Genomic DNA, 20932 nt, shown 5'->3' on the forward strand with positions numbered 1-20932 from the left:
AAAAAAGTGCCTCAATTGCTGAGGCACTTTAGATTGTATGGTTGTTGGATATAAACAGTCTAGCGCCTCTTCATTTACTATAAATGAGAATAATAAAGCTGAGGGGAGTGACTAGTTTATACATGTGGTTTTTTCTATTTTTTTGATTTGACTTTACAATATTAAACCCCAATTCTTACAGATACAATATTTAATTTCTTTTTTTAAACTACTCAGGCACTAAATGAGAAGTTTTTATAATTTTATTAAGAATTTTCTTCTGTTATACAATTTGATTAAAAACAAAAAGATGATGTAGGGCAGATTTTCAAGGTTTTTCAAAATATTGTATTGAATTTACTAATTCTTAAAAAAAATGACTTTTCGTTGATTTTTTTTCAAGAGAAAAATTTATTAAGCAATTATTTGACAATCATTAGCTGTTTTCTCTGATCAAAAGACAATTACTATTTTATCAAATATTTCACATATTTACACCTTATTCAAATTCATTTTTATTTATGATCAGTTTCCCTAACGCCAAAATCAATCTCGGACTTCATATTACTTCTAAAAGAAATGATGGTTATCATGAATTGGAAACCTGTATGGTTCCGATACCTCTTTTTGATGCACTGGAAATGATCCCTACCAAAAAGCTTGCGTTTGAAAGTACGGGGCTCTCTATACCGGGAGAAAGTAAAGACAACCTAATATTAAAAGCTTATCAGCTTTTACGGAAGGATTTTAATGACTTGCCTCCTATTCATATTCACTTACACAAAAATATTCCAATGGGTGCGGGCCTTGGAGGAGGATCTGCAGATGCAGCATTTTCCCTGAACCTCATGAACCGACTTTTTGATCTTTACCTGGATGATTGGATGCTCGAGGAATATGCTGCTAAACTGGGAAGTGATTGCGCCTTTTTTATACAAAACACACCTAAAATCGCTACGGGCAGAGGCGAAATTTTAGAGACAACAGACTTGGACTTAAAAGGTAAACACTTATATCTGGTCAATCCCAAAATTCATATTGGAACCAGGGAAGCCTATGCAGGTGTGAAGCCAAAAGCACCTGAAATAAACTTGAAAGAGGTTTTGTCTGACATGGGGAGATGGAAAAAGGAATTGATTAACGATTTTGAAGTCAGCGTTTTCCCACAACATCCTGAAATAGCAAATATTAAAAATCAACTTTATGATATGGGGGCATTTTATGCAGCCATGTCTGGATCTGGTTCTACGGTTTTTGGCTTATTCAATGAAGCTCCTCGCACTTACCAATGGCCTAAGGATTATTTCACTTTTCAAGAGATTTTATAAAAAGGAAATATGAATTTACTTTTTTCAAAATAGACGCTATCGAAAAATCAAATCTTTTACTCAAGCCCTCAGCAAATTATTCCCTCTGGCTTTCCTCTTTTGGTAATAATTATACACTGGGTAAATCAAGACGGATACCAAAATAATTAAAGTTCCCAAATAAAACCCTCCAGTCATTTGTTCCTTTTCACCAAAAATCAGCACAGCTAAAACAATCCCATAAACAGGTTCCAAATTAATCGTCAAGTTTACCGCAAAAGCAGTAACACGGCGCATCAACTCCACTGAAACAGAAAATGCATATACAGTACATACCCCACTGAGCAAAAATAACCAAAACCAATCCATTGTGCTCGGTATCAACTGCAGACCTTCAGGCGCAAAAAAGTACCCATAGACTGGAAGCAACAATGCAGAGAAAATACATGCTCCAAACATTTCGTAAAAGGTCAAAACATAAGGATTATGCCTTTTGGTAAGTCTACCATTAATTACCGTAAAAACTGCACTTAGGAACGCCGAGGTTACCGCCATCAACAAACCTAACCAATAGTCTAACTCAAAACGGAAAATCACATAAAGACCTGAAATAACCATCAAGCCTAAAAAGATTTCAAAGCCCTTCACTTTTTTCCTGTTTGCCAATGGCTCAAGAAAGGCTGTCCATAAAGAAGTCGTGGCCATACCTGCCAGACAAACCGACACAGTAGATACACGTGCAGCCCAGAAAAAAAGTAACCAATGTAAGGCAATGATGACACCTGTTCCAAGAACTTTGGCCAGTTCAATTTTAGAGACTCTTATTCTTGTCTTTTTCCAATAAAAAATCCCGGCAAGTATCACCGATGCAATCAAAGTCCTATAAAAGACTATTTCTAAGGAAGGAATGCTGATCAGAACTCCTAAAATGGCTGTAAATCCCCAAATCAACACAATGAAATGAAGTAAAAGATAATCCTTGGTGCTGGCTTCGGTAGACATTATCGAGGGACGGTTTTATACAAGACCAGACCCGTAATGGCAAATACTATATTTGGGATCCACAGCGAAAGAATAGGATAGGCCGTTCCGGCTTCAGCAAAGGTACGGGACAACAGGAACATGATGATATAGATGAAAGCCAGTAAAAATCCCAAAGCTATCTGAAAACCTGAGCCTCCGCGGGTTTTTCTCGAGGCTACGATCACACCGATAAAAGTCAAAAGAACCGCTGCAAATGGAGACATGTACCGTACGTATTTCTCAATTTTATAATAGTTGACATTATCCGCCCCTCGATCCTCCAAGACCCGAATCTGTCGGTTGAGGTCTGGCAGTTTTAAGGTCTCGTGATGATTGGAAGGCAAGTCGAAATCATCCGGGGTAATGGAGAGTAAGGTATCAAGTGATTCCCCGACAGTATATATTTCCCCCATTTCGTGTAATTCTCTTAGACGCCAATTTCTCAACTGCCAGGAATTGATCGCTGTATCCCAGACTATCCTGTCAGCAGAAAGCTTTGCCAACAATTGTCCATCGCGGATTTGTTCCAAGGTGAAATTATAACCTGTATTTCCTGAAGTATAATACCTGGAAATATACGCATAGACATCGGGCGCTACTTTGACATGGATATTTGTTTCAGTATAGAACTTTTCTTCATCCAACCACCTGGACTTGAATTCCGTGACACCGGCAGTGGCTCCGGGAAGTACCCATCCATTGAGAAGGAAGGCCGCCACCCCTATCAAGCTTGCCCCTATAAAAAATGGAACCAACATCCTCATAAAACTGGTGCCACTACTTAGAATCGCAACAATCTCTGTTCTACCAGCCATTTTGGATGTAATGAAAATGACAGAAATAAAGACTGTAATTGGGGTTAATAAGTTGTTTAGGTAAAGCCCATAATTACCCAAGTAAATCATGATATCTACAGCGGGCACTTGATTTCTGATAAACTTGTCATTCTTTTCGGTAAAGTCCAGAACCAAAACTATCAGGATCAGCATCAAAACCACAAAAAAGTAAGTTTTGAGGAAATCCTTTATGATCAATTTATCGAGAATTTTCATTTTAAAGTCTTCTACTAACTTTTTCTACCATCTGATTCTTCCAAACGGCAAAATCACCTGCAATGATATGTTCTCTTGCTTGTGTAACCAGCCAAAGGTAGAAACTCAGGTTATGAATACTTGCTATCTGTGCAGCTAAAATTTCTTTGGCTATCACCAGGTGTCTAAGATAAGCTTTAGAGTAGAAAGAGCTTACATAATTATTGATATGAGGATCAATAGGACTGAAATCATCTTTCCATCTCTCATTTTTGATATTGATGATACCCTCAGAAGTGAACAGCATACCATTTCTTGCATTCCGGGTGGGCATTACGCAATCAAACATATCCACTCCAAGCGCAATACCTTCCAGGATATTAGCAGGAGTTCCTACCCCCATCAAATACCTAGGTTTATCAGAAGGAAGAATATCCGTAACCATATCTGCCATTTCGTACATATCTTCCACAGGTTCTCCCACAGAAAGTCCTCCAATGGCATTTCCTTCCCTTTCACAGGAAGCTACAAACTCTGCTGACTGTTTTCTAAGGTCTTTGAAAACACTTCCCTGCACAATCGGAAACAATGCCTGACTATACCCATATTTTCCTTCAGTATTGTCAAAACGGTCAATACACCTTTTCAGCCAACGGTGTGTCATTTCCATCGAGTTTTTGGCATAGTCATAGGTGCAAGGATATGGAGGGCATTCATCAAAAGCCATGATGATATCCGCACCGATTACCCTTTGGATATCCATTACCCCTTCAGGGCTGAACAGGTGTTTAGAGCCATCAATATGCGATTTGAATATTGCGCCTTCTTCGGTAATCTTCCGGTTTTCCGCTAAGGAAAAAACCTGATATCCCCCCGAATCAGTCAGGATAGGTTTTGACCATCCATTGAATTTGTGTAAGCCTCCTGCTTTTTCTAAAATGTCCAAACCAGGTCTCAAGTAGAGATGGTAAGTATTGCCTAAAATAATCTGGGCCTTGACATCATAGGTAAGCTCCCTTTGGTGTACAGCTTTGACCGAACCTGCCGTACCTACAGGCATAAAAATAGGGGTTGCTATTTCCCCATGGTCTGTTTTGATGACACCTGCCCTTGCCTTGCTCTTTGTGTCAGTGGCTTCTAGATTGAATTTCATGAACTGTATGCTTCACAACTCCATTACTATTAGGGAGTTGGTATTTTTTTCCTTATTTCAAGGACAAAAATATAAGCTTATTCTTAAATGAATGCTCAAATTGCTTTTATATTTGTCCGTTAAACTCATGGGAATGTTATTAGATATTTTGTGGATAGTATTTTTACTTGTACTCGGTGTACAACTATTTTATATTCTAATCATTTTTGGGCGAATTTCTTTTTTTTACCGAAATAAAATTTCCTCCAGCCAAAATAATTATGAGGGCGTCACTGTAATTGTTGCGGCACACAATGAAAAAGAAAACCTAAGAAAACTGATCCCTATACTTTGCGGGCAGGATTACCCCAATTTTGATGTCATGATCATCAATGATAGGTCCAATGACGGGACTAGGGCTTTGCTGGAAGAAATGATGTCCCATTACCCCAAGCTGAGGACTGTCACTGTCAAATACACGCCAAATCACGTTACTTCAAAAAAATATGCATTGACTCTTGGTATCAAAGTAGCCAAAAATGACGTCCTCTTATTGACAGATGCTGACTGCCTGCCGCAGTCGGACAAATGGATAAGACTTATGACTGCACCAATCAGGCAAGAGAATAAAATATTCGCTCTTGGGTTTTCCCAATACAGCAAGGGGAAGGGTATATTGAATAAATGGATTCAATTCGAAACCCTCTGGACAGGACTGCAATACATTTCATTTGCACTTTGGAAATCTCCTTTTATGGGTGTTGGCAGAAACTTAAGCTACCGAAAAAGCTTTTTCATGGAACAAAAAGCTTTCAAAGGTTTATGGCACATTGAATGTGGAGATGATGACCTATTTGTAAACCAATATGCAACAGGAAGCAATACAGCTGTGGTGGTGGATCCGGAAAGCATTACCATATCCACACCTAAAACCAGTTGGGGAGCTTATTTTAGGCAGAAGAAAAGACATTTTCATGCCGGTAAATATTACAAATCAGCTGACAAACAAAAAATAGGACTATACTCTTTTTCCCACCTTCTTTTTTGGACTATAGGGTTTTCTTTACTCGTAATTCTAGGAATAGAGCAGATATGGGAACAATTTGCGATAATTTTAGGTATAATTATTGTCCGTTCTATATTACTCACGTCGGTATTTACTTCTGCAAGGAAAAAGCTCGAGGGAAAGTCAAGCATGTTCTGGACAAGTTTCTTCGACCTCATGTATATCGCTTACTTTTGGATCGTGGGAGCATTTGGGTACCAATCAAAGAAAGTTAGATGGAAATAAACGAAAGAGGATTTTCAAAAAAGGCATTAGAGGATTTTGATCTGATTGATAGGGCTGTAATTGATAAGGATCAGCAGGCGTATGCTTCCTTGATGAAGCGTTACAAAAAAGCCGTTTACTTCATGATCCTGAAAATGATCAGGGATGCAGACGATGCTGATGACCTCACCATGGAAGCTTTTGCCAAGGCTTTCAAGAACCTCCATCGCTTCAAAAAAGATTATACTTTCAGTACCTGGCTTTTTAGAATCGCCACCAATAATACCATTGACTTTATTCGGAAGAAAAAATTAAAGACAATGAGCCTCAACACCACCCTGAGTGATGATGGGGGTAATGCCGTGACCATTGATGTAGAGGATGATGATAACAATCCACAGGATGAATTCATCAAATCCCAAAGAAAGGAAATGGTCAGGATTTTTGTTGATAAATTACCGGACAAATACAGAAGACTAGTAGAACTGAGGTATTTTCAGGAACTGTCTTATGAGGAAATCGCACAGGAACTGGAAAAACCATTGGGCACGGTAAAAGCGCAACTGCACCGGTCAAGGGAATTGCTTTCTGAGATAGCCGAAGGTAAAAAGAAGCATATTTAATTTTATTCCGCAACAAACAGTGCTCTTAGTTTATTCCTGCTATTGTGTAGCTTTAAAACATTGTTTTTTAAAAAATAACTAAGTGTATCATCATTTCCTATGAGTCTTGCAATGCTATCAGCTTTATTAGCAATCTCCGCAGTTCTAATGGGATCATAAAAATTGTTTTTGCCATTCCCCCCATAGGGGTTTGGCAAAGTTTTTATTATAATCTGACTATTTCCGGTATCGATTGAAAAACTCAAAGTCCAAAAGAAGCTTTTTAGATTTCCGGTCTCAAAATCCATATGCCCCTCGATCTGTGAATAGTTCGAAACAGGACTTGAAGTAAATCTAATACTTTCATTATTAAATTCACAAGTAGGATGAGAGTATATCACGTCTTCATTATCAATAAACCCAACAAATTTCCAAAAAGTATCAATAATAGAAACCTCTTTCGGTTTTACTTCATAGATTACAGGACAGCTTAATACCCTTTCTGCTTTGGTTACAATAAATGGGTTCCCAACTATGTTGTCAATCGAATTAAACTCTTTAACATATCCCGAAATCCTGTACCATAATCTTGGTGAAAGCCACCTTGGAGAGGTATCATTTACAGATACAATATGCTTCAAATAATTTTTGTGATAATCCAAACAGATTTGATCGGGTAAGCTATCGCATATTAGTGATTTATCCAAAGCTGACAGAAAAGTGAATTCACCGGGATCTTGCAGTTCAAAAACAAATCCTGAAGACCGACTGTTGGTAATTTCCTCAAGAGCCAAAAATGCTAATTCGTTATTGATCTGGCCAACAACTCTTCTTTTTCCAAAATTGCTTTCATCATTATCACTGATACAAGCCATCATTGAAATCAAAAATAAGGTAACGCAAAAAGACCTCATACCCTTTCTTTATCAAACCCTAAATTACGCATTTTCTTAAAAAAGAATGGAAATTTATTGATTCGACACACCTGAGCTTTTTTTCTAAGAATGAGATATAATTCTGAATAATAAGCCTATTGATAAAGCTTTTTATCCATTATATAATCAACAACATCTACAGGTAATAAATATTTTACGGACTTCCCGCTTCTAATTGTTTTCCTGATAAAAGTGGCAGAAATATCCATCAAAGGAGCTTCGACGAAGCTTACATTCGGATGTTGGAACACCGGTTGCGAACCTGGCCTAGGATAAACATAAAGACCATAATTTTCCAAAATCACTTCATAGTTCTTCCATTTATGAAAATGTGTTAGGTTATCACCGCCAACGATAAGCTTGAACTCATGTTCAGGGTACTTTTCAGAAAGATATGTTAAGGTATCTACCGTATAACTAGGACGAGGCATATGAAACTCCACATCTGACACCCTAAAATAAAAATGATCGGCGATGGCGAGCTCTACCATCTTGTGCCGATCAAATTCATGCAATAATGTTTTCTGCTTTTTGAAGGGGTTTTGAGGACTGACCACAAACCACACTTCATCCAAGTCTGTCTGATCCTGCATCACATTGGCTATTATAAGGTGCCCAATGTGAACAGGATTAAAAGATCCAAAAAATAAACCTATTTTCAAAACGATTGTTTTTTATTTAGAGAGAAAATCACCAACTAATTTCTCAGCAGTCTCAAAAGATTTCTGCATATCATCATTGAGTATGGTGACGTCAAATTTGTCCTCAAAGGTAGCTTCAAATTTGGCCTTGTACAATCTTCTCGAAAGGCTTTCCTCACTTTCTGTACCTCTGTCCTTCAGTCTTTCTTTGAGGACTTCCATAGAAGGCACTTTCACATAAATGGCCAGAGCCTTGTCTCCAAAATACTTCTTTAGATTGACTCCTCCCTTGACATCAACATCAAAAATCACGTGTTTGCCTTCATCCCAAAGTCTTTGTATTTCTTCCTTCAAGGTGCCATAAAAATTACCTTGATAAACCTCTTCCCATTCTATAAAGGCGTTTGTATCTATTTTTTGTTTAAATTCTTCCGGTGTTAAAAAGTAGTAGTCCTTACCGTTTTCCTCTGTTCTCCCTCTTTTGTCTCGAGTGGAAGCTGATATAGAAAACCCAAGACTTGGAAATTGCTTGATAAGGTGTCTGACAATGGTAGTTTTTCCCGAACCTGATGGGGCTGAAAAAATAATTGCTTTTCCTGAGGACATGAGTTTACTTAATTTCCTGAATCTTTTCCCTGATGTTGGCTACAAGTTCAGCCGGGGTATTCTGTTTGGTACATTTGGTTTTCAGGACTTCCCTTATAGCCTGTTCTAGATGATAATGCTCAAAACAAGGCGCACATTTGGCAAGTTTTTCATCCATAATTTCTTTAGAATTGGGGAGATTTTCACCGTCCAATATACTTTCCAACAATTCAAAGCATTTACTAACATCCTTACATGTTAATTTCCTTTCTTCGGACGCTGTTGACTTCTTATCCATTTTACTTAATTAATTTATACTTGTTTGTTCTCCTCAACTCCATTTAACAAATAACCTCATTTGTTATTTTCACTCATCTTCATCCGTCTTATAACCCATATTCTGTGCATAGGAACGCAGTTTTTCTTTCAATAAGTTCCTTGCCCTGTGGAGCCTGGACCTTACTGTTCCTATGGGGATATCCAGAATCTTGGCCATTTCTTCATAGGTAAAACCTTCCAGGTCACAAAGTATAATCACCGTGCGGAAATCTACCGCCAGACTGTTGAGCGCATTTGAGATCTCATCGCCCAACATGTCCTTAACTGCATCCACCCTTAGGTCGGTCGTGATACCATAATCAACATCATCTGAGTTGTAATAAGTTTCAACCTCCTGATAATCAACTTTGGCAGGCTGCTTACTTTTTTTACGGTAATCGTTGATAAAGGAATTTTTCAGGATTCGGAACAGCCATGCTTTTGCATTGGTTCCCTGCTCAAATGAATTGATAAATCTGTAAGCCTTGAGGTAGGTATCTTGTACCAAATCTTTAGCGTCGTCTTCGTCAAAGGTTAACCTATACCCAAAATTATACATAGAATCTATGTGTGGCATAAATTCATTATCGAAGATATTATTCTTTTCCTGATCGGAATATTTTTTTCTTTGCACCTCAGACATAAGTTCCAAAAGTAATCATTGGGTGAATTTATCACTAATTTTTTTGAATAAAGTCAAGGCTTTTGGCTTATTTTGGCCTTTTATACCCGACAGCTTAACAATATAGCTCACAGCATAAATGTTTATTTTCAAAGCCATTTCTTTTCTTCCTCTCTGGATGCTGTACCTGATCACAGATTTTCTGTTTTTAGTAGGATATTATATTCTGGGTTATCGAAAAGAAGTCATTCTCAATAACCTACGCCATGCTTTTCCTGAGAAAAATGAAAAAGAAATTCGAAGTATAGCAAGGAAATTCTTCAGAAACCTGACAGACTCTTTTGCTGAAATCATCAAATCCTACAGCATCACGGCTAAGGAGTTGGAAAAAAGGGTTAAAATATCCAATCATCACTTGGTTACAGAAGCCATTGAAAAAGGACAGGTAATCATAGGGCTTCAGGGACATTTTTTCAATTGGGAATGGCACTTATTGCAAATGACAGCCAATATAGAAAAGCGATGTGATGTAGTCTATGCCAAGGTAAGTAACCCCTTTTTTGAAAAATTGATGATGAAAATCCGTACCAGATTTGGCGTGGAAATGGTAGAAAAAGAAGCCTTTCAGCGAGATTTTCTCAGAAAAAGAAATCAACCTAGGCTGATTGTTTTGGCAGCAGACCAAAGACCGGGCAACAGAGACATCCGGTATTGGACGGAATTTATGCATAGGGAAACAGCTTTTTTTGAAGGAGCCGAAAAGCTGGCAAAAAGATTCCAACACCCAGTCATCTATGCACATGTGAGTAAACCTAAAAGAGGGCATTACATCTTTTCTTATGAGATCATGGATCAACCTCCCTATGATGGAAACCCTGACCACAGCATAACCGATAGGTTCATACAGCTTCTGGAAGCTAATATCAAGCAGGAACCCGAAATCTACCTTTGGAGCCACAACAGGTGGAAGTGGAAAAGGGGAGAATAGAAGTTTGATCAGTATGTGAGACAGAAGGAAAATTGTTTACGCAAAACTTGTCAAAATCTTTCCTTCATCAATATGAATTATTAATGTATTTTTCCATTTACTGACCTTTCTGGCAGTAAAAATCGTCCCGCTCTAGTTCTGTTTTCAGAAAACTTGGAGTTACAATCGCATTTATTTCGACTCAAATCAAGTGGGGAGAAATATACGATATCACCCTAAAGCCAAATGAAAGAAATGGAATGATTGCGGGAAAGCATGATATTTTATCCCTGCAAACTCTCCCTTCCGTTTCAAATTCCCTAAATTTGAACTTTGTTGGTAAATTAAGCGCATGGAGTACCTAAAAGGATTGAATCCCCCCCAAAGAGAAGCAGTAGAACATACAGATGGCCCGGTAATGATCATTGCTGGTGCAGGATCAGGTAAAACCCGTGTCCTCACTTTCAGAATTGCCCACCTCATACATGCCAAAGGCATAGATCCCTTCAATATTTTATCCCTGACTTTTACCAATAAGGCAGCGGCTGAGATGAAACATAGGATTGAACATCTGATTGGACTGGAAGCAAGAAATACCTGGATGGGAACTTTCCACTCTACCTTTGCCAAAATACTGCGCGTAGAAGCCGATAAACTGGGATATCCTTCCAATTTTTCGATTTATGATACAGATGACAGCAAATCCCTGATCCGAAGTATTGTCAAAGAGATGCGCTTGGATGATAAAGTATACAAAGCAAATACAGTCCTTTCCCGAATTTCCGGTGCCAAAAACAGACTCATTTCCTGGGAAACATACATGAATGACCCTTATATCAAGGCTGATGACGAGACTGCGATGAAACCTAGAATGGGTGAAATTTATAAAAACTACCAGAAAAGACTGTTCAGATCAGGAGCCATGGATTTTGATGACCTGCTCTTCAATACTAACGTTTTATTCAGAGATCACCTTGACGTACTAAATAAATATCAGCAAAGGTTCAAGTATGTGATGGTGGATGAGTTTCAGGACACCAACCTTTCCCAGTATCTGATTACCAAAAAACTGGCAGCAGTACACCAAAACATCTGCGTAGTAGGTGATGACGCTCAGAGTATCTATGCTTTTCGTGGCGCTGATATCCAAAACATACTGAATTTTGAAAAAGATTATCCAGATCTTTTTGTAGTCAAACTGGAGCAAAACTACCGCTCCACCAAGAATATTGTGCAGGCAGCTAACAGCATCATTGCCAAAAACAAAGCCCAACTGAAAAAAGATATCTGGACTCAAAATCAGGAAGGTGACCTGATTGAGCTGATCAAAGCCAGCTCCGACAATGAGGAAGGCAGGATGGTTGCCACCACTATTTTTGAAGAAAAAAATAATAAAAAGCTCAACAACAGCGATTTTGCTATACTATACAGAACCAACTCACAATCGAGATCTTTAGAAGAGGCCCTAAGGAAATTGAGCATCACTTACAAAATTGTAGGTGGCCTGTCTTTTTACCAGAGGAAAGAAATCAAAGACCTGATGGCCTACATGAGATTTGTGGTCAACAGAGAGGATGAAGAAGCTTTTAAAAGAATCATCAATTACCCTAAGAGAGGCATAGGCGACACCTCTGTGGAGAAAATGATGGTAGCCGCTTATGAACATGATATTCCTCTATGGGAGGTTATAACAAATGCCGCAAGTTTTCTTCCAGGAAGGGCTGCCAATGCAGTGGAAGACTTCAGCACTTTGATCAAAAGCTTTGCAATAGAGGTTGAGAGAAAAGATGCCTATGACGCAGCCAATTCCATTGCCAAACAATCGGGACTCTTACGCGAACTCTATGAGGACAAGACCATAGAAGGTCTCAACCGCTATGAAAACGTACAGGAATTGCTAAATGCTATCAAGGAGTATGTGGATAATCCTGAAAATGAAGATAAAAGTCTCGGCGCATTCCTTCAGGAAATCGCCTTACTTACGGACAATGATAGGGACAAGGATACTACCGATGCAGTCACATTAATGACCATTCACTCGTCCAAGGGACTTGAATTCAAGCAGGTATTTGTAGTAGGGATGGAAGAAGACCTTTTCCCTTCTCAGATGATGATGCAAAGCAGAGAAGACCTGGAAGAGGAAAGGAGACTTTTTTATGTGGCTACAACTCGGGCAATGGAAAAGCTTTACATGTCCTATGCCTTGACACGGTACCGATACGGTAGGCTGCTGAATTGCGAACCCAGCCGATTCCTGGAAGAAGTAGATCCTTCTTGCATCAAAGTAAATAAAAGAATGACTACAGCCCTTTCAGGTGCTTTGAGAAACGAATCGAGTGAAGGTAGAACAGGATTTGTAGGACTGAAAAGACCGAATGTCAGGCCTGCGACTACTGCCAAAGTACACACGCCAAGCCCTGACTTCAAGCCATCCAACACCAATGGTTTGACAGCGGGCATGAAAGTTGAGCATCCCAAGTTCGGATTTGGAATGGTAAACAAAATTGAAGTAGAAGGAATTAACAGAAAAGCCAGCATAGCTTTTGATAATTTTGGAGAAAAGACTTTATTACTTAGCTTTGCGAAGCTTCGAATAGTAGAAGAATAGGTCTAATCCCATTTTTATTTTTAAATTTCGATAGGCCGAGAAAAAGAAATACCCCATGGAGAATACAGAAAGCAATAACTATTCAGTCACTTTGAAAGAATATGGCAAAAATATCCAGAGACTGGCAATACATATCTCTGAGATAGAAGACAAAGAGAAACGCACCCAGAGTGTATATACTTTGGTAGAATTGGTCAAACAACTCCAGCCTCAGATGAAAGCAGAGAATGACCAAAAAATCTGGGATGACCTGCATATCATGTCAGGGTTCAAGCTGGATGTAGATGGACCTTATCCAAAACCAGCAGAAGATGTCCTGGTTAGGAAACCAAAAATTGTGGGATATCCACAAGGTGAGGTAAGGTTTAAGCATTACGGGCGTAATATTGAAAAACTGATCGAAAAAGCAATAGAAATAGAAAATGATGAAGAGCAGGAAGCTGCCATCATCTATATTGGCCAATTGATGAGGAGTTTTCATTCTACCTGGAACAGGGATAATTTCGACGATCAGATTATTTTGGATGACATCAAAACCCTCTCCAAAAACAAGTTGCATATCGACTTGGAAAAAGTGAAGGAAATGGGACTTTTTGAAACCAATACAAGAAGGGATTTCAAACTACCTTCAGAACCTGAAAGTACTTCTTCCAACAACAATAGAAGAAAATACGGAAATAACGACAGAAGAAGAAACGGCGGCCACTCCAAAAAACGTAGATAAATGTCATCATTCAGAGTAAAAGGAGGCTTAAAGCTCAAGGGAGAAATCATCCCACAGGGAGCAAAAAACGAAGCCTTGCAGATTCTTTGTGCAGTGCTTTTGACTGCAGAAAAAGTTACCATCAATAAAATCCCCAATATCCGTGATGTCAACAAACTCATCGATCTTTTGGCAGATATGGGCGTCAAAGTTGAAAAACTTGGTCCAGAATCCTATTCCTTTCAGGCAGATGAGGTGAACTTACAATACTTGGACACCAATGATTTTTTGAACAAAGCCTCTGCATTGAGAGGTTCCGTAATGATACTAGGTCCACTATTGGCAAGATTTGGTACGGGTAGACTTTCCAAGCCAGGGGGTGATAAGATTGGACGCAGAAGAATGGATACCCACTTTACAGGTTTTCAGAAACTGGGAGCAGAATTCAGGTACGACAAGAAAAAAGAAATTTACCATATAGACGGTAAAAACCTAAAAGGAGCATATATGCTTCTTGATGAGGCTTCCGTCACGGGTACAGCCAATATAGTCATGGCGGCAGCGATGGCAGAAGGCAAAACCACCATTTATAATGCGGCCTGCGAACCTTACCTTCAACAGCTGTGCGATATGCTGAATAGGATGGGGGCAAAAATCACGGGCATTGGATCTAACTTACTGAATATTGAAGGTGTCAAAAAATTGAAAGGAACAGAACACACCCTGTTGCCTGATATGATTGAAATCGGATCATTTATTGGCCTTGCAGCCATGACCCAATCTGAAATCACCATCAAGGACGCACAAATACACAGGCTTGGAGTTATTCCCGAAACATTCAGAAGAATGGGGATTAAGCTGGAATTCAGAGGAGATGATATATTTATTCCTGCTCAAAAGCATTATGAAATCGAGACCTTTATAGACGGGTCCATTTTGACCATTGCAGATGCCATTTGGCCGGGTTTTACTCCTGATTTATTGAGTATTGTTCTGGTTACTGCTACGCAAGCAAAAGGAACTGTATTGGTTCACCAGAAAATGTTCGAAAGCCGTTTGTTCTTCGTCGATAAACTGATTGATATGGGGGCCCAGATTATACTGTGTGACCCACATAGGGCGACAGTAATTGGCCTCGACAGGAAATATTCCCTGAGAGGAATTAGGATGACTTCCCCTGACATAAGGGCTGGAGTCTCCTTGCTTATAGCGGCAATGTCTGCTGAGGGGACCTCCGTAATAGACAATATAGAACAGATAGATCGGGGATATCAACACATCGATGAACGTTTGAATGCCTTGGGAGCACAGATAGAAAGGATATAAAACTTATATATAAGTAGGACCTATCAGGATTTAACTGGTAGGTCTTTTTTTTATCTTTAAATTAGTTTTTGGAATATGATAGTAAGAAGAAACCTTAAGCTGAAGATGATTCTCCATTACACATGGAGACAGCTCACCTATTATTTGGTTTTGTCTACTTCCATAGTCATCTTACATGAGATTTTTGAAATCGTGATTTTTAACATTCCAAGCTACACAATAGCTGCCCTAGGTACTGCTTTGGCTATTTTTCTTGGTTTTAAGAATGACCATGCATACGATAGATGGTGGGAGGCCAGAAAAATATGGGGCTTAATGGTCAATTATAGCCGTGCTTGGGCTAGACAAGCGACTACATTAGTAATGACACCGGATGGAGGGGAACCTGAGGAAATCAGAGCTTTCCAGAAAACTTTGGTCTACAGACATATTGCATTTGTCAATGCGCTTAGGGTTTTTCTGAGAAAAAAAAATTTATACAATAAAACTCAAAGTGAAATGTTTGAAGAGGACAATACCTATAGAGATACCATACCATTTTTGAGTGAAGAGGAATACAAAACATTTTGCACACAGGATAACCCTCCTAATTTTTTACTTCAGCGTCAGGGAGAGGATTTAAAAACAGCCTTTCAAAAAGGCTGGATCAGTGACTACCGCTTTGTAAAAATGGAAGAAACTTTGGTAGACTTCAATGACATCCAAGGCATGAGTGAGCGCATTAAAAACACCCCACTTCCGAGGCAGTACACGTTTTTCTCAAGAATTTTTGTATTAATACATTGCACTTTGTTGCCCATGGTTTTTATAAGTGAGTTGGGTTGGAAAACAATTCCAATCGCATTGGCGGTGTCTTTTGTGTTTTTAGCTTTGGACCTTATAGGTGAGCGCACAGAAGATCCATTCGAAAACAGACTAGAAGATACTCCTATGTCCTCTCTTAGTGTGACTATAGAAACCAACCTAAAAGAACAACTCAAAGAGAGCAGTAAAAATTTCCCTGAAAAATATCATCCAGAAAATGGGATTGTTTTTTGATGTAGAAGTGAATATGAAAAGGCTTAACTTTAAGAATTACGATATCAGAATTACGATTTACGACGCTGCCTAGAAGCCATACCTTCAAACTTACAACTCCTTACATAATCTATTATTACCTATCTATTAATAAGTGAAATAGATGAATAGTTTTCAACAAACCCAACCTTAAACTTTTAACATTTTTAACCTTTAACAAGGTGACTTTCATTCCATAATTCAGGAATGCCCACAGTTACACAAATCATCAGTTCGTCAGTTCAACTCCGACTCCATTCCTCACATTTTCATTCTCCTTTTCCTTTTACTCCAAAAGATTTCATAAATTCCTTCCAAAGTCAATAAGCTCAAACCTAAGTAACTATGAAAGACAAAAAACTACGTAGCCAGGAATGGTATGGTAGAAAGGGAAAAGACGGTTTTATTTATCGCTCTTGGATGAAAAACCAAGGTTTACCCCACCACCTTTTTGAAGGAGAAAAACCTGTAATCGGCATCTGCAATACCTATTCTGAACTTACTCCCTGCAATGCGCACTTTCGGGATTTGGCTGAAGCAGTCAAACGTGGCGTGTGGGAAGCAGGAGGATTCCCTTTGGAATTTCCTGTGATGTCATTGGGAGAATGCTCCATCAAACCCACAGCAATGCTCTTCCGAAATCTTGCCAGTATGGATGTGGAAGAAAGTATACGTGCCAATCCCATGGACGGTGTTATCCTGATGTGTGGCTGTGACAAGACCACCCCTTCTCTGGTCATGGGTGCAGCTTCAGTAGACCTCCCCAGCCTGGTTCTCTCAGGAGGCCCAATGTTGGTAGGAAGGTTCAAGGGTAAAAAGATTGGAACTTCGGATGTATGGCGTTTTGCCGAAGAATTCAAAATGGGAAAAATGAGCCAGGAAGAATTCATAGAAGCCGAAGCTGCCATGTCAAGATCCGTTGGACACTGTGCACCTATGGGCACCGCTTCCACTATGGCAGCCATGGTAGAATCATTGGGGCTGGCACTCCCGGACAATGCCACGATACCCGCAGCAGACTCAAGAAGGAAAGTGATGGCCCATATGGCAGGCATACGTATCGTGGAAATGGTCAAAGAAGACCTAAAAATGAGTCAAATTCTTACTCGGGAAGCCTTTGAAAACTCCATTATGGTCAATGCAGCTTTGGGTGGTTCCACAAACTTCATCCTACACTTAACTGCGATTGCCAGACGTGTAGGGGTACCCCTCGAATTAGAAGATTTTGATCATTTTTCCTCTAAAATCCCTCTAATTGCTAATGTGCAACCCTCAGGTGAACATTGGGTAGAGGATCTCTTTTATGCCGGTGGGTTACCATCCGTTATGAAAGAAATACAAAAGCACCTGCACCGAGATTCAATCACGGTAAATGGAAAAACCATAGGAGATAACATTAAAGATGCAGAATGCTATGACCGCAACCTTATTGGAACACTGGAAAAGCCCATCAAGCCAGATTCTGGCATTACTGTACTCAAAGGTAACCTCTGTCCTAATGGTGCGGTAATCAAACCCTCAGCGGCAAGCCCTCATTTATTACAACATACTGGAAAAGCTGTGGTTTTTGAAGATATAGATGACTACAAAGCCAAAATTGACAATGACGCACTTGAAGTAGACGAAAATTCCATTCTAGTTCTCAAAAATGTAGGACCAAAAGGATATCCTGGGATGCCTGAAGTAGGCAATATGGGCCTGCCTAAAAAGCTTTTAGACAAAGGAATCAAGGATATGGTCAGAATCTCAGATGGAAGAATGAGTGGAACGGGTTATGGCACAGTAGTCTTACATGTATCCCCCGAATCTGCCATAGGTGGGCCTTTGGCATTTGTAAAAAACGGAGACGAGATTGCTTTGGATGTTCCCAACAGAACGCTTAACCTCTTGATTTCACAGGAAGAAATGGAGAAAAGAAAAGCAGCCTTCAAGCCAACCAACCTTCCTTATGAAAGAGGTTATGTCAATCTTTTTCTGGATAAAGTCAATCAAGCCCATGATGGAGTAGATTTCGATTTCCTACAAGGGTCATCAGGATCTGAGGTCAAAAGAGATTCGCACTAAGTAAAAATGAAGAAGCAAAAAGTAGCCATCATCACGGGTGCTGGCCAAGGTATCGGTTTTGAAATTGCACGTAAGCTAGCCTCAAAAGGACATCATATCATTTTAAATGATATTGAGGAGAGTCTGACAAAAGAGGCTGTGAATGAGCTAATAACTTTCAGTCAGGGTAAAATACTCGGTGTATCTGGTGATTCCGCCGAACATTCCTGCATTGAGAGGATGGTAAATCTGGCTGTAAGTGAGTTTGGACAACTTGATATTGCCATTGCCAATGCGGGGATCACGCTATATGGGGATTTTTTGGAATACAGCCAGGAGGATTTCTTTGAGGTAGTACGCGTTAATATGGGAGGAACATTCTTCTTGGCGCAGGCAGCTGCCAATGTGATGAAAAACCAGGATTCGGGTGGTTCTCTCCTTTTTACCTCTTCTGTCACGGCACATCAAGCACACAAAAATCTCGCCGCCTATGGTATGACCAAAGCCGCTATAGAAATGTTGGCCAAAAATCTGGTCATTGAACTCTCTGGGTTTGGAATCACTGTAAATAGCATTGCGCCTGGTGCTACAATAACCAAAAGAACAGCCCAGGATGAATCTTACGAAGAAACCTGGTCCGAAATCACTCCAATGGGCAGACCTGCTAATGTGCTGGATATCGCACATGCGGCAGCTTTTCTGGTTTCCGAAGAAGCAAGACACATCACCGGCCAAAATTTGGTTATTGATGGAGGTTGGACATCTATCAGCCCATCGCCGTACTAAAATCATCTCAAATGAAGCCATTTCTTGAAGATTTCTTCCAATACAATGAAAGCAGCAATGACAAGCTCATTTTGCTTCTGCAAAAACATGGAAACAAGCTTTCTAAAAATTGTCTCCGGGTTTTTTCCCATATACTCAATGCCCAGGATATCTGGAACAAGCGAATTTTGGGAATATCTCAGCATTACGGAATATGGGAAATACATCCTTCGGAAAGCATGAATACGATTAACCGAAGTCTACATCAAAACACCCTAGATATCCTAGAAAAATCAGACTTGAACCAAATCATTTCATATAAAACCACCAAAGGATTGGACTTCAGTGATGCCGTTCAGGATATCCTGATTCACATGGTCAATCACAGCACATACCATAGGGGACAAGTAACCATGATGTTAAGAGAAGAAGTTGATGAAGCTTTTGCAACGGATTATATCTTTCGAAAAAGATGAATGGACCACAAAAACCGGAATCACATTACCCTCCCCCATGGCAACTCAAGGGAGAAGGAATTATTCTTCTCTACAGATTTCCGAAAAAATGGATAAACGAACACCCTTTAATCCCACAATACCTCAAAGGGCAATTCAAAGGTGGATTTGGCTACTTGATGCTGGTCAATTATTATGACTCACCTGTTGGCCCATACAAAGAATTGCTCTTGATTCCAGGAAAATTCAAACCTGAAAACAAGCAGAGCATTACCCACATTATTGTCAACTCAGAAAACAGCACACAAAACGGGAGGTACAATTGGGGTATTCCAAAGATTACACTTCCTATCATCTGGGAATCATCAAAAGGTATGGATTCCATAGGAGTAGGGGAGGAAGATGAGCCTATTTTTTTCTGTAAGATCAGCTACAAGGGATTTTCATTTCCTGTGAGCACAAAGATTCTTCCGCTCAAATTGTATCAGGAATGGAATGGCAAAGGATTTAAAACTGAGCCAAAAGGTTCAGGTTGGGGTAAATTAGCCAAAATAGAATCCCTGAAAATCAATCCCAAACGCTTTCCTGATGTCAGCCAATTCAAACCTATCTTAGCAATTAAAGTAAGTCCATTTAACATTGACTTTCCAAAGCCTTCAACAATGACTTAAGTATATGGCATACAAGCATTCAGCATCATAAAAATCAATTTCAGAGAAAAAAGACTTAAATTGAAAATCACAACAAGCAACAACAAAATGAAAGCTATTTACTCCCCTCTACTTATCATTTCAATATTATTTTGTCTATCCTGTCAGCAAGAAGAAAAGACCCTTCCCATGGAAGTAGCCCATGCTTATGGGTTTGAAAATTTCGAAAAGCTAAATTCAATTGCCTACACATGGAATGTGCAGGTGGGTCCGGATGTCAGAACACGTGATTGGAAATGGAATATCAGGGAAAGAACGGTGTATTACACGGACGCTGACACCAGTTACAGTTATAGCCTAGATTTACCTAAAGATGAGTTGCCTCAAGCAGACGCAGGTTTTATCAATGACAAATATTGGCTGATGTACCCTTTTCAATTGGCATGGGACACCGGCTATACCTATGAAGTCGAGGAGGAAGCCAATGCACCAATTTCCGGAGACAAGACTACAAAACTGACTATTATTTACAACGATGAAGATGGCTATACTCCAGGCGATGCCTATGATCTTTATTTAGATGAAAATAAAATGATCAAAGAATGGGTATTTCGGAAAGGAAATGGAGATGAAGGAAGGCCTTTTACATGGGAAGCTGAAAAAAGTTTTGACGGCGTGACCTTCGCTACTGAGCACAAAAATTCCGATGGTGTCAAGTTTATTTGGTTTACCAATATTGAGGTAAATTGAACTGATAAAAAACCCCCTCCTTATACATTGGAGGGGATTATTTTAAATAGTTTTTTTACAGTTGACAATAACCCTATTCTACCCAATATGATTATCTGCTTTTTTGTCTCTTGCTTCTCGCTCCTCGTCTCTCGCTTCTAGTTTCTTACTTGACAAAACTCAAC

21 protein-coding genes are annotated in these 20932 nt (G+C 39.4%); 13 read left to right on the forward strand and 8 right to left on the reverse strand.

Going from position 1 to position 20932, the window contains the following annotated elements; all coding sequences use genetic code 11:
* Window positions 1-500 precede the first annotated feature (500 nt).
* Window positions 501-1307, forward strand: a complete 807-nt coding sequence (ispE, locus tag EA341_RS11570) for a 4-(cytidine 5'-diphospho)-2-C-methyl-D-erythritol kinase (RefSeq protein WP_293014452.1) — start codon at window positions 501-503, stop codon at window positions 1305-1307.
* A gap of 60 nt (window positions 1308-1367) precedes the next feature.
* Here ispE and EA341_RS11575 read toward each other — a convergent pair whose 3' ends face one another.
* Genes EA341_RS11575 through tgt form a run of 3 tightly spaced genes read right to left on the reverse strand, consistent with a single transcriptional unit; the run spans window position 1368 to window position 4493 of the window.
* On the reverse strand, window positions 1368-2288 hold the full coding sequence (locus tag EA341_RS11575; RefSeq protein WP_293014454.1) for a DMT family transporter: 921 nt from the start codon (window positions 2286-2288) through the stop codon (window positions 1368-1370).
* Window positions 2288-3361 (reverse strand): LptF/LptG family permease, encoded by a 1074-nt coding sequence (locus EA341_RS11580; RefSeq protein WP_293014456.1) that lies wholly within the window; start codon window positions 3359-3361, stop codon window positions 2288-2290. The genes EA341_RS11575 and EA341_RS11580 overlap by 1 nt, the downstream gene beginning before the upstream one ends.
* Window position 3362: 1 nt before the next feature.
* Window positions 3363-4493, reverse strand: coding sequence for a tRNA guanosine(34) transglycosylase Tgt (tgt, locus tag EA341_RS11585; RefSeq protein ID WP_293014459.1), 1131 nt, complete (start codon window positions 4491-4493; stop codon window positions 3363-3365).
* A 133-nt stretch (window positions 4494-4626) separates the two neighbouring features.
* On the opposite strand from tgt, the gene EA341_RS11590 reads away from it, so the two are divergent.
* The gene (locus EA341_RS11590) at window positions 4627-5763 is read left to right on the forward strand and encodes a glycosyltransferase (protein ID WP_293014461.1); all 1137 of its coding nucleotides are present in this window, start codon (window positions 4627-4629) and stop codon (window positions 5761-5763) included.
* The gene (locus EA341_RS11595; protein ID WP_293014463.1) at window positions 5754-6365 is read left to right on the forward strand and encodes a sigma-70 family RNA polymerase sigma factor; all 612 of its coding nucleotides are present in this window, start codon (window positions 5754-5756) and stop codon (window positions 6363-6365) included. The genes EA341_RS11590 and EA341_RS11595 overlap by 10 nt, the downstream gene beginning before the upstream one ends.
* 2 nt (window positions 6366-6367) lie before the next feature.
* On the opposite strand, the gene EA341_RS11600 is transcribed toward EA341_RS11595, so the two are convergent.
* The 5 genes from EA341_RS11600 to EA341_RS11620 form a co-directional block, all read right to left on the reverse strand.
* Window positions 6368-7222 carry a hypothetical protein gene (locus EA341_RS11600; RefSeq protein WP_293014465.1) on the reverse strand — a complete coding sequence of 285 codons (855 nt, stop codon included), beginning with the start codon at window positions 7220-7222 and terminating at the stop codon, window positions 6368-6370.
* A 152-nt stretch (window positions 7223-7374) separates the two neighbouring features.
* Entirely contained in the window at window positions 7375-7941 is a 567-nt protein-coding gene (nadD, locus tag EA341_RS11605; RefSeq protein WP_293014466.1) for a nicotinate (nicotinamide) nucleotide adenylyltransferase, read from the reverse strand.
* A 12-nt stretch (window positions 7942-7953) separates the two neighbouring features.
* Window positions 7954-8526 carry a guanylate kinase gene (gene gmk / locus EA341_RS11610; protein WP_293014467.1) on the reverse strand — a complete coding sequence of 191 codons (573 nt, stop codon included), beginning with the start codon at window positions 8524-8526 and terminating at the stop codon, window positions 7954-7956.
* 4 nt (window positions 8527-8530) lie between these two features.
* Window positions 8531-8803 carry an anti-sigma factor gene (locus EA341_RS11615; protein ID WP_293014470.1) on the reverse strand — a complete coding sequence of 91 codons (273 nt, stop codon included), beginning with the start codon at window positions 8801-8803 and terminating at the stop codon, window positions 8531-8533.
* A gap of 69 nt (window positions 8804-8872) precedes the next feature.
* Window positions 8873-9466 (reverse strand): sigma-70 family RNA polymerase sigma factor, encoded by a 594-nt coding sequence (locus EA341_RS11620; protein ID WP_293014472.1) that lies wholly within the window; start codon window positions 9464-9466, stop codon window positions 8873-8875.
* A 118-nt stretch (window positions 9467-9584) separates the two neighbouring features.
* Between EA341_RS11620 and EA341_RS11625 the strand changes: the two genes are divergently transcribed.
* From EA341_RS11625 to EA341_RS11670, 10 genes are all read left to right on the forward strand, one after another.
* Window positions 9585-10433 (forward strand): lysophospholipid acyltransferase family protein, encoded by an 849-nt coding sequence (locus EA341_RS11625; protein ID WP_293014474.1) that lies wholly within the window; start codon window positions 9585-9587, stop codon window positions 10431-10433.
* Between the two features lie 331 nt (window positions 10434-10764).
* Complete coding sequence (locus EA341_RS11630) at window positions 10765-13020, forward strand: ATP-dependent helicase (protein WP_293014476.1); 2256 nt, start codon at window positions 10765-10767, stop codon at window positions 13018-13020.
* Window positions 13021-13075: 55 nt separating this feature from the next.
* Window positions 13076-13744 carry a DUF4290 domain-containing protein gene (locus EA341_RS11635; RefSeq protein ID WP_293014479.1) on the forward strand — a complete coding sequence of 223 codons (669 nt, stop codon included), beginning with the start codon at window positions 13076-13078 and terminating at the stop codon, window positions 13742-13744.
* Complete coding sequence (gene murA, locus EA341_RS11640; RefSeq protein ID WP_293014482.1) at window positions 13745-15049, forward strand: UDP-N-acetylglucosamine 1-carboxyvinyltransferase; 1305 nt, start codon at window positions 13745-13747, stop codon at window positions 15047-15049. It abuts the gene before it with no gap.
* Between the two features lie 75 nt (window positions 15050-15124).
* On the forward strand, window positions 15125-16087 hold the full coding sequence (locus tag EA341_RS11645) for a bestrophin family protein (RefSeq protein WP_293014485.1): 963 nt from the start codon (window positions 15125-15127) through the stop codon (window positions 16085-16087).
* 363 nt (window positions 16088-16450) lie between these two features.
* A complete protein-coding gene (locus EA341_RS11650; protein WP_293014488.1) occupies window positions 16451-18169 on the forward strand; it encodes an IlvD/Edd family dehydratase in 1719 nt (572 codons plus the stop codon).
* 6 nt (window positions 18170-18175) lie between these two features.
* Window positions 18176-18934 carry an SDR family NAD(P)-dependent oxidoreductase gene (locus EA341_RS11655; protein WP_293014491.1) on the forward strand — a complete coding sequence of 253 codons (759 nt, stop codon included), beginning with the start codon at window positions 18176-18178 and terminating at the stop codon, window positions 18932-18934.
* An 11-nt stretch (window positions 18935-18945) separates the two neighbouring features.
* The gene (locus tag EA341_RS11660; RefSeq protein WP_293014494.1) at window positions 18946-19389 is read left to right on the forward strand and encodes a DinB family protein; all 444 of its coding nucleotides are present in this window, start codon (window positions 18946-18948) and stop codon (window positions 19387-19389) included.
* On the forward strand, window positions 19386-20039 hold the full coding sequence (locus EA341_RS11665; protein WP_293014498.1) for an acetoacetate decarboxylase family protein: 654 nt from the start codon (window positions 19386-19388) through the stop codon (window positions 20037-20039). Before EA341_RS11660 ends, EA341_RS11665 begins: the two co-directional genes overlap by 4 nt.
* Window positions 20040-20126: 87 nt before the next feature.
* Window positions 20127-20768, forward strand: a complete 642-nt coding sequence (locus tag EA341_RS11670; RefSeq protein WP_293014501.1) for a hypothetical protein — start codon at window positions 20127-20129, stop codon at window positions 20766-20768.
* The last annotated feature ends 164 nt before the right edge of the window (window positions 20769-20932 follow it).

The organism is Mongoliibacter sp. (genome assembly GCF_007692705.1).
GTDB lineage: Bacteria > Bacteroidota > Bacteroidia > Cytophagales > Cyclobacteriaceae > Mongoliibacter.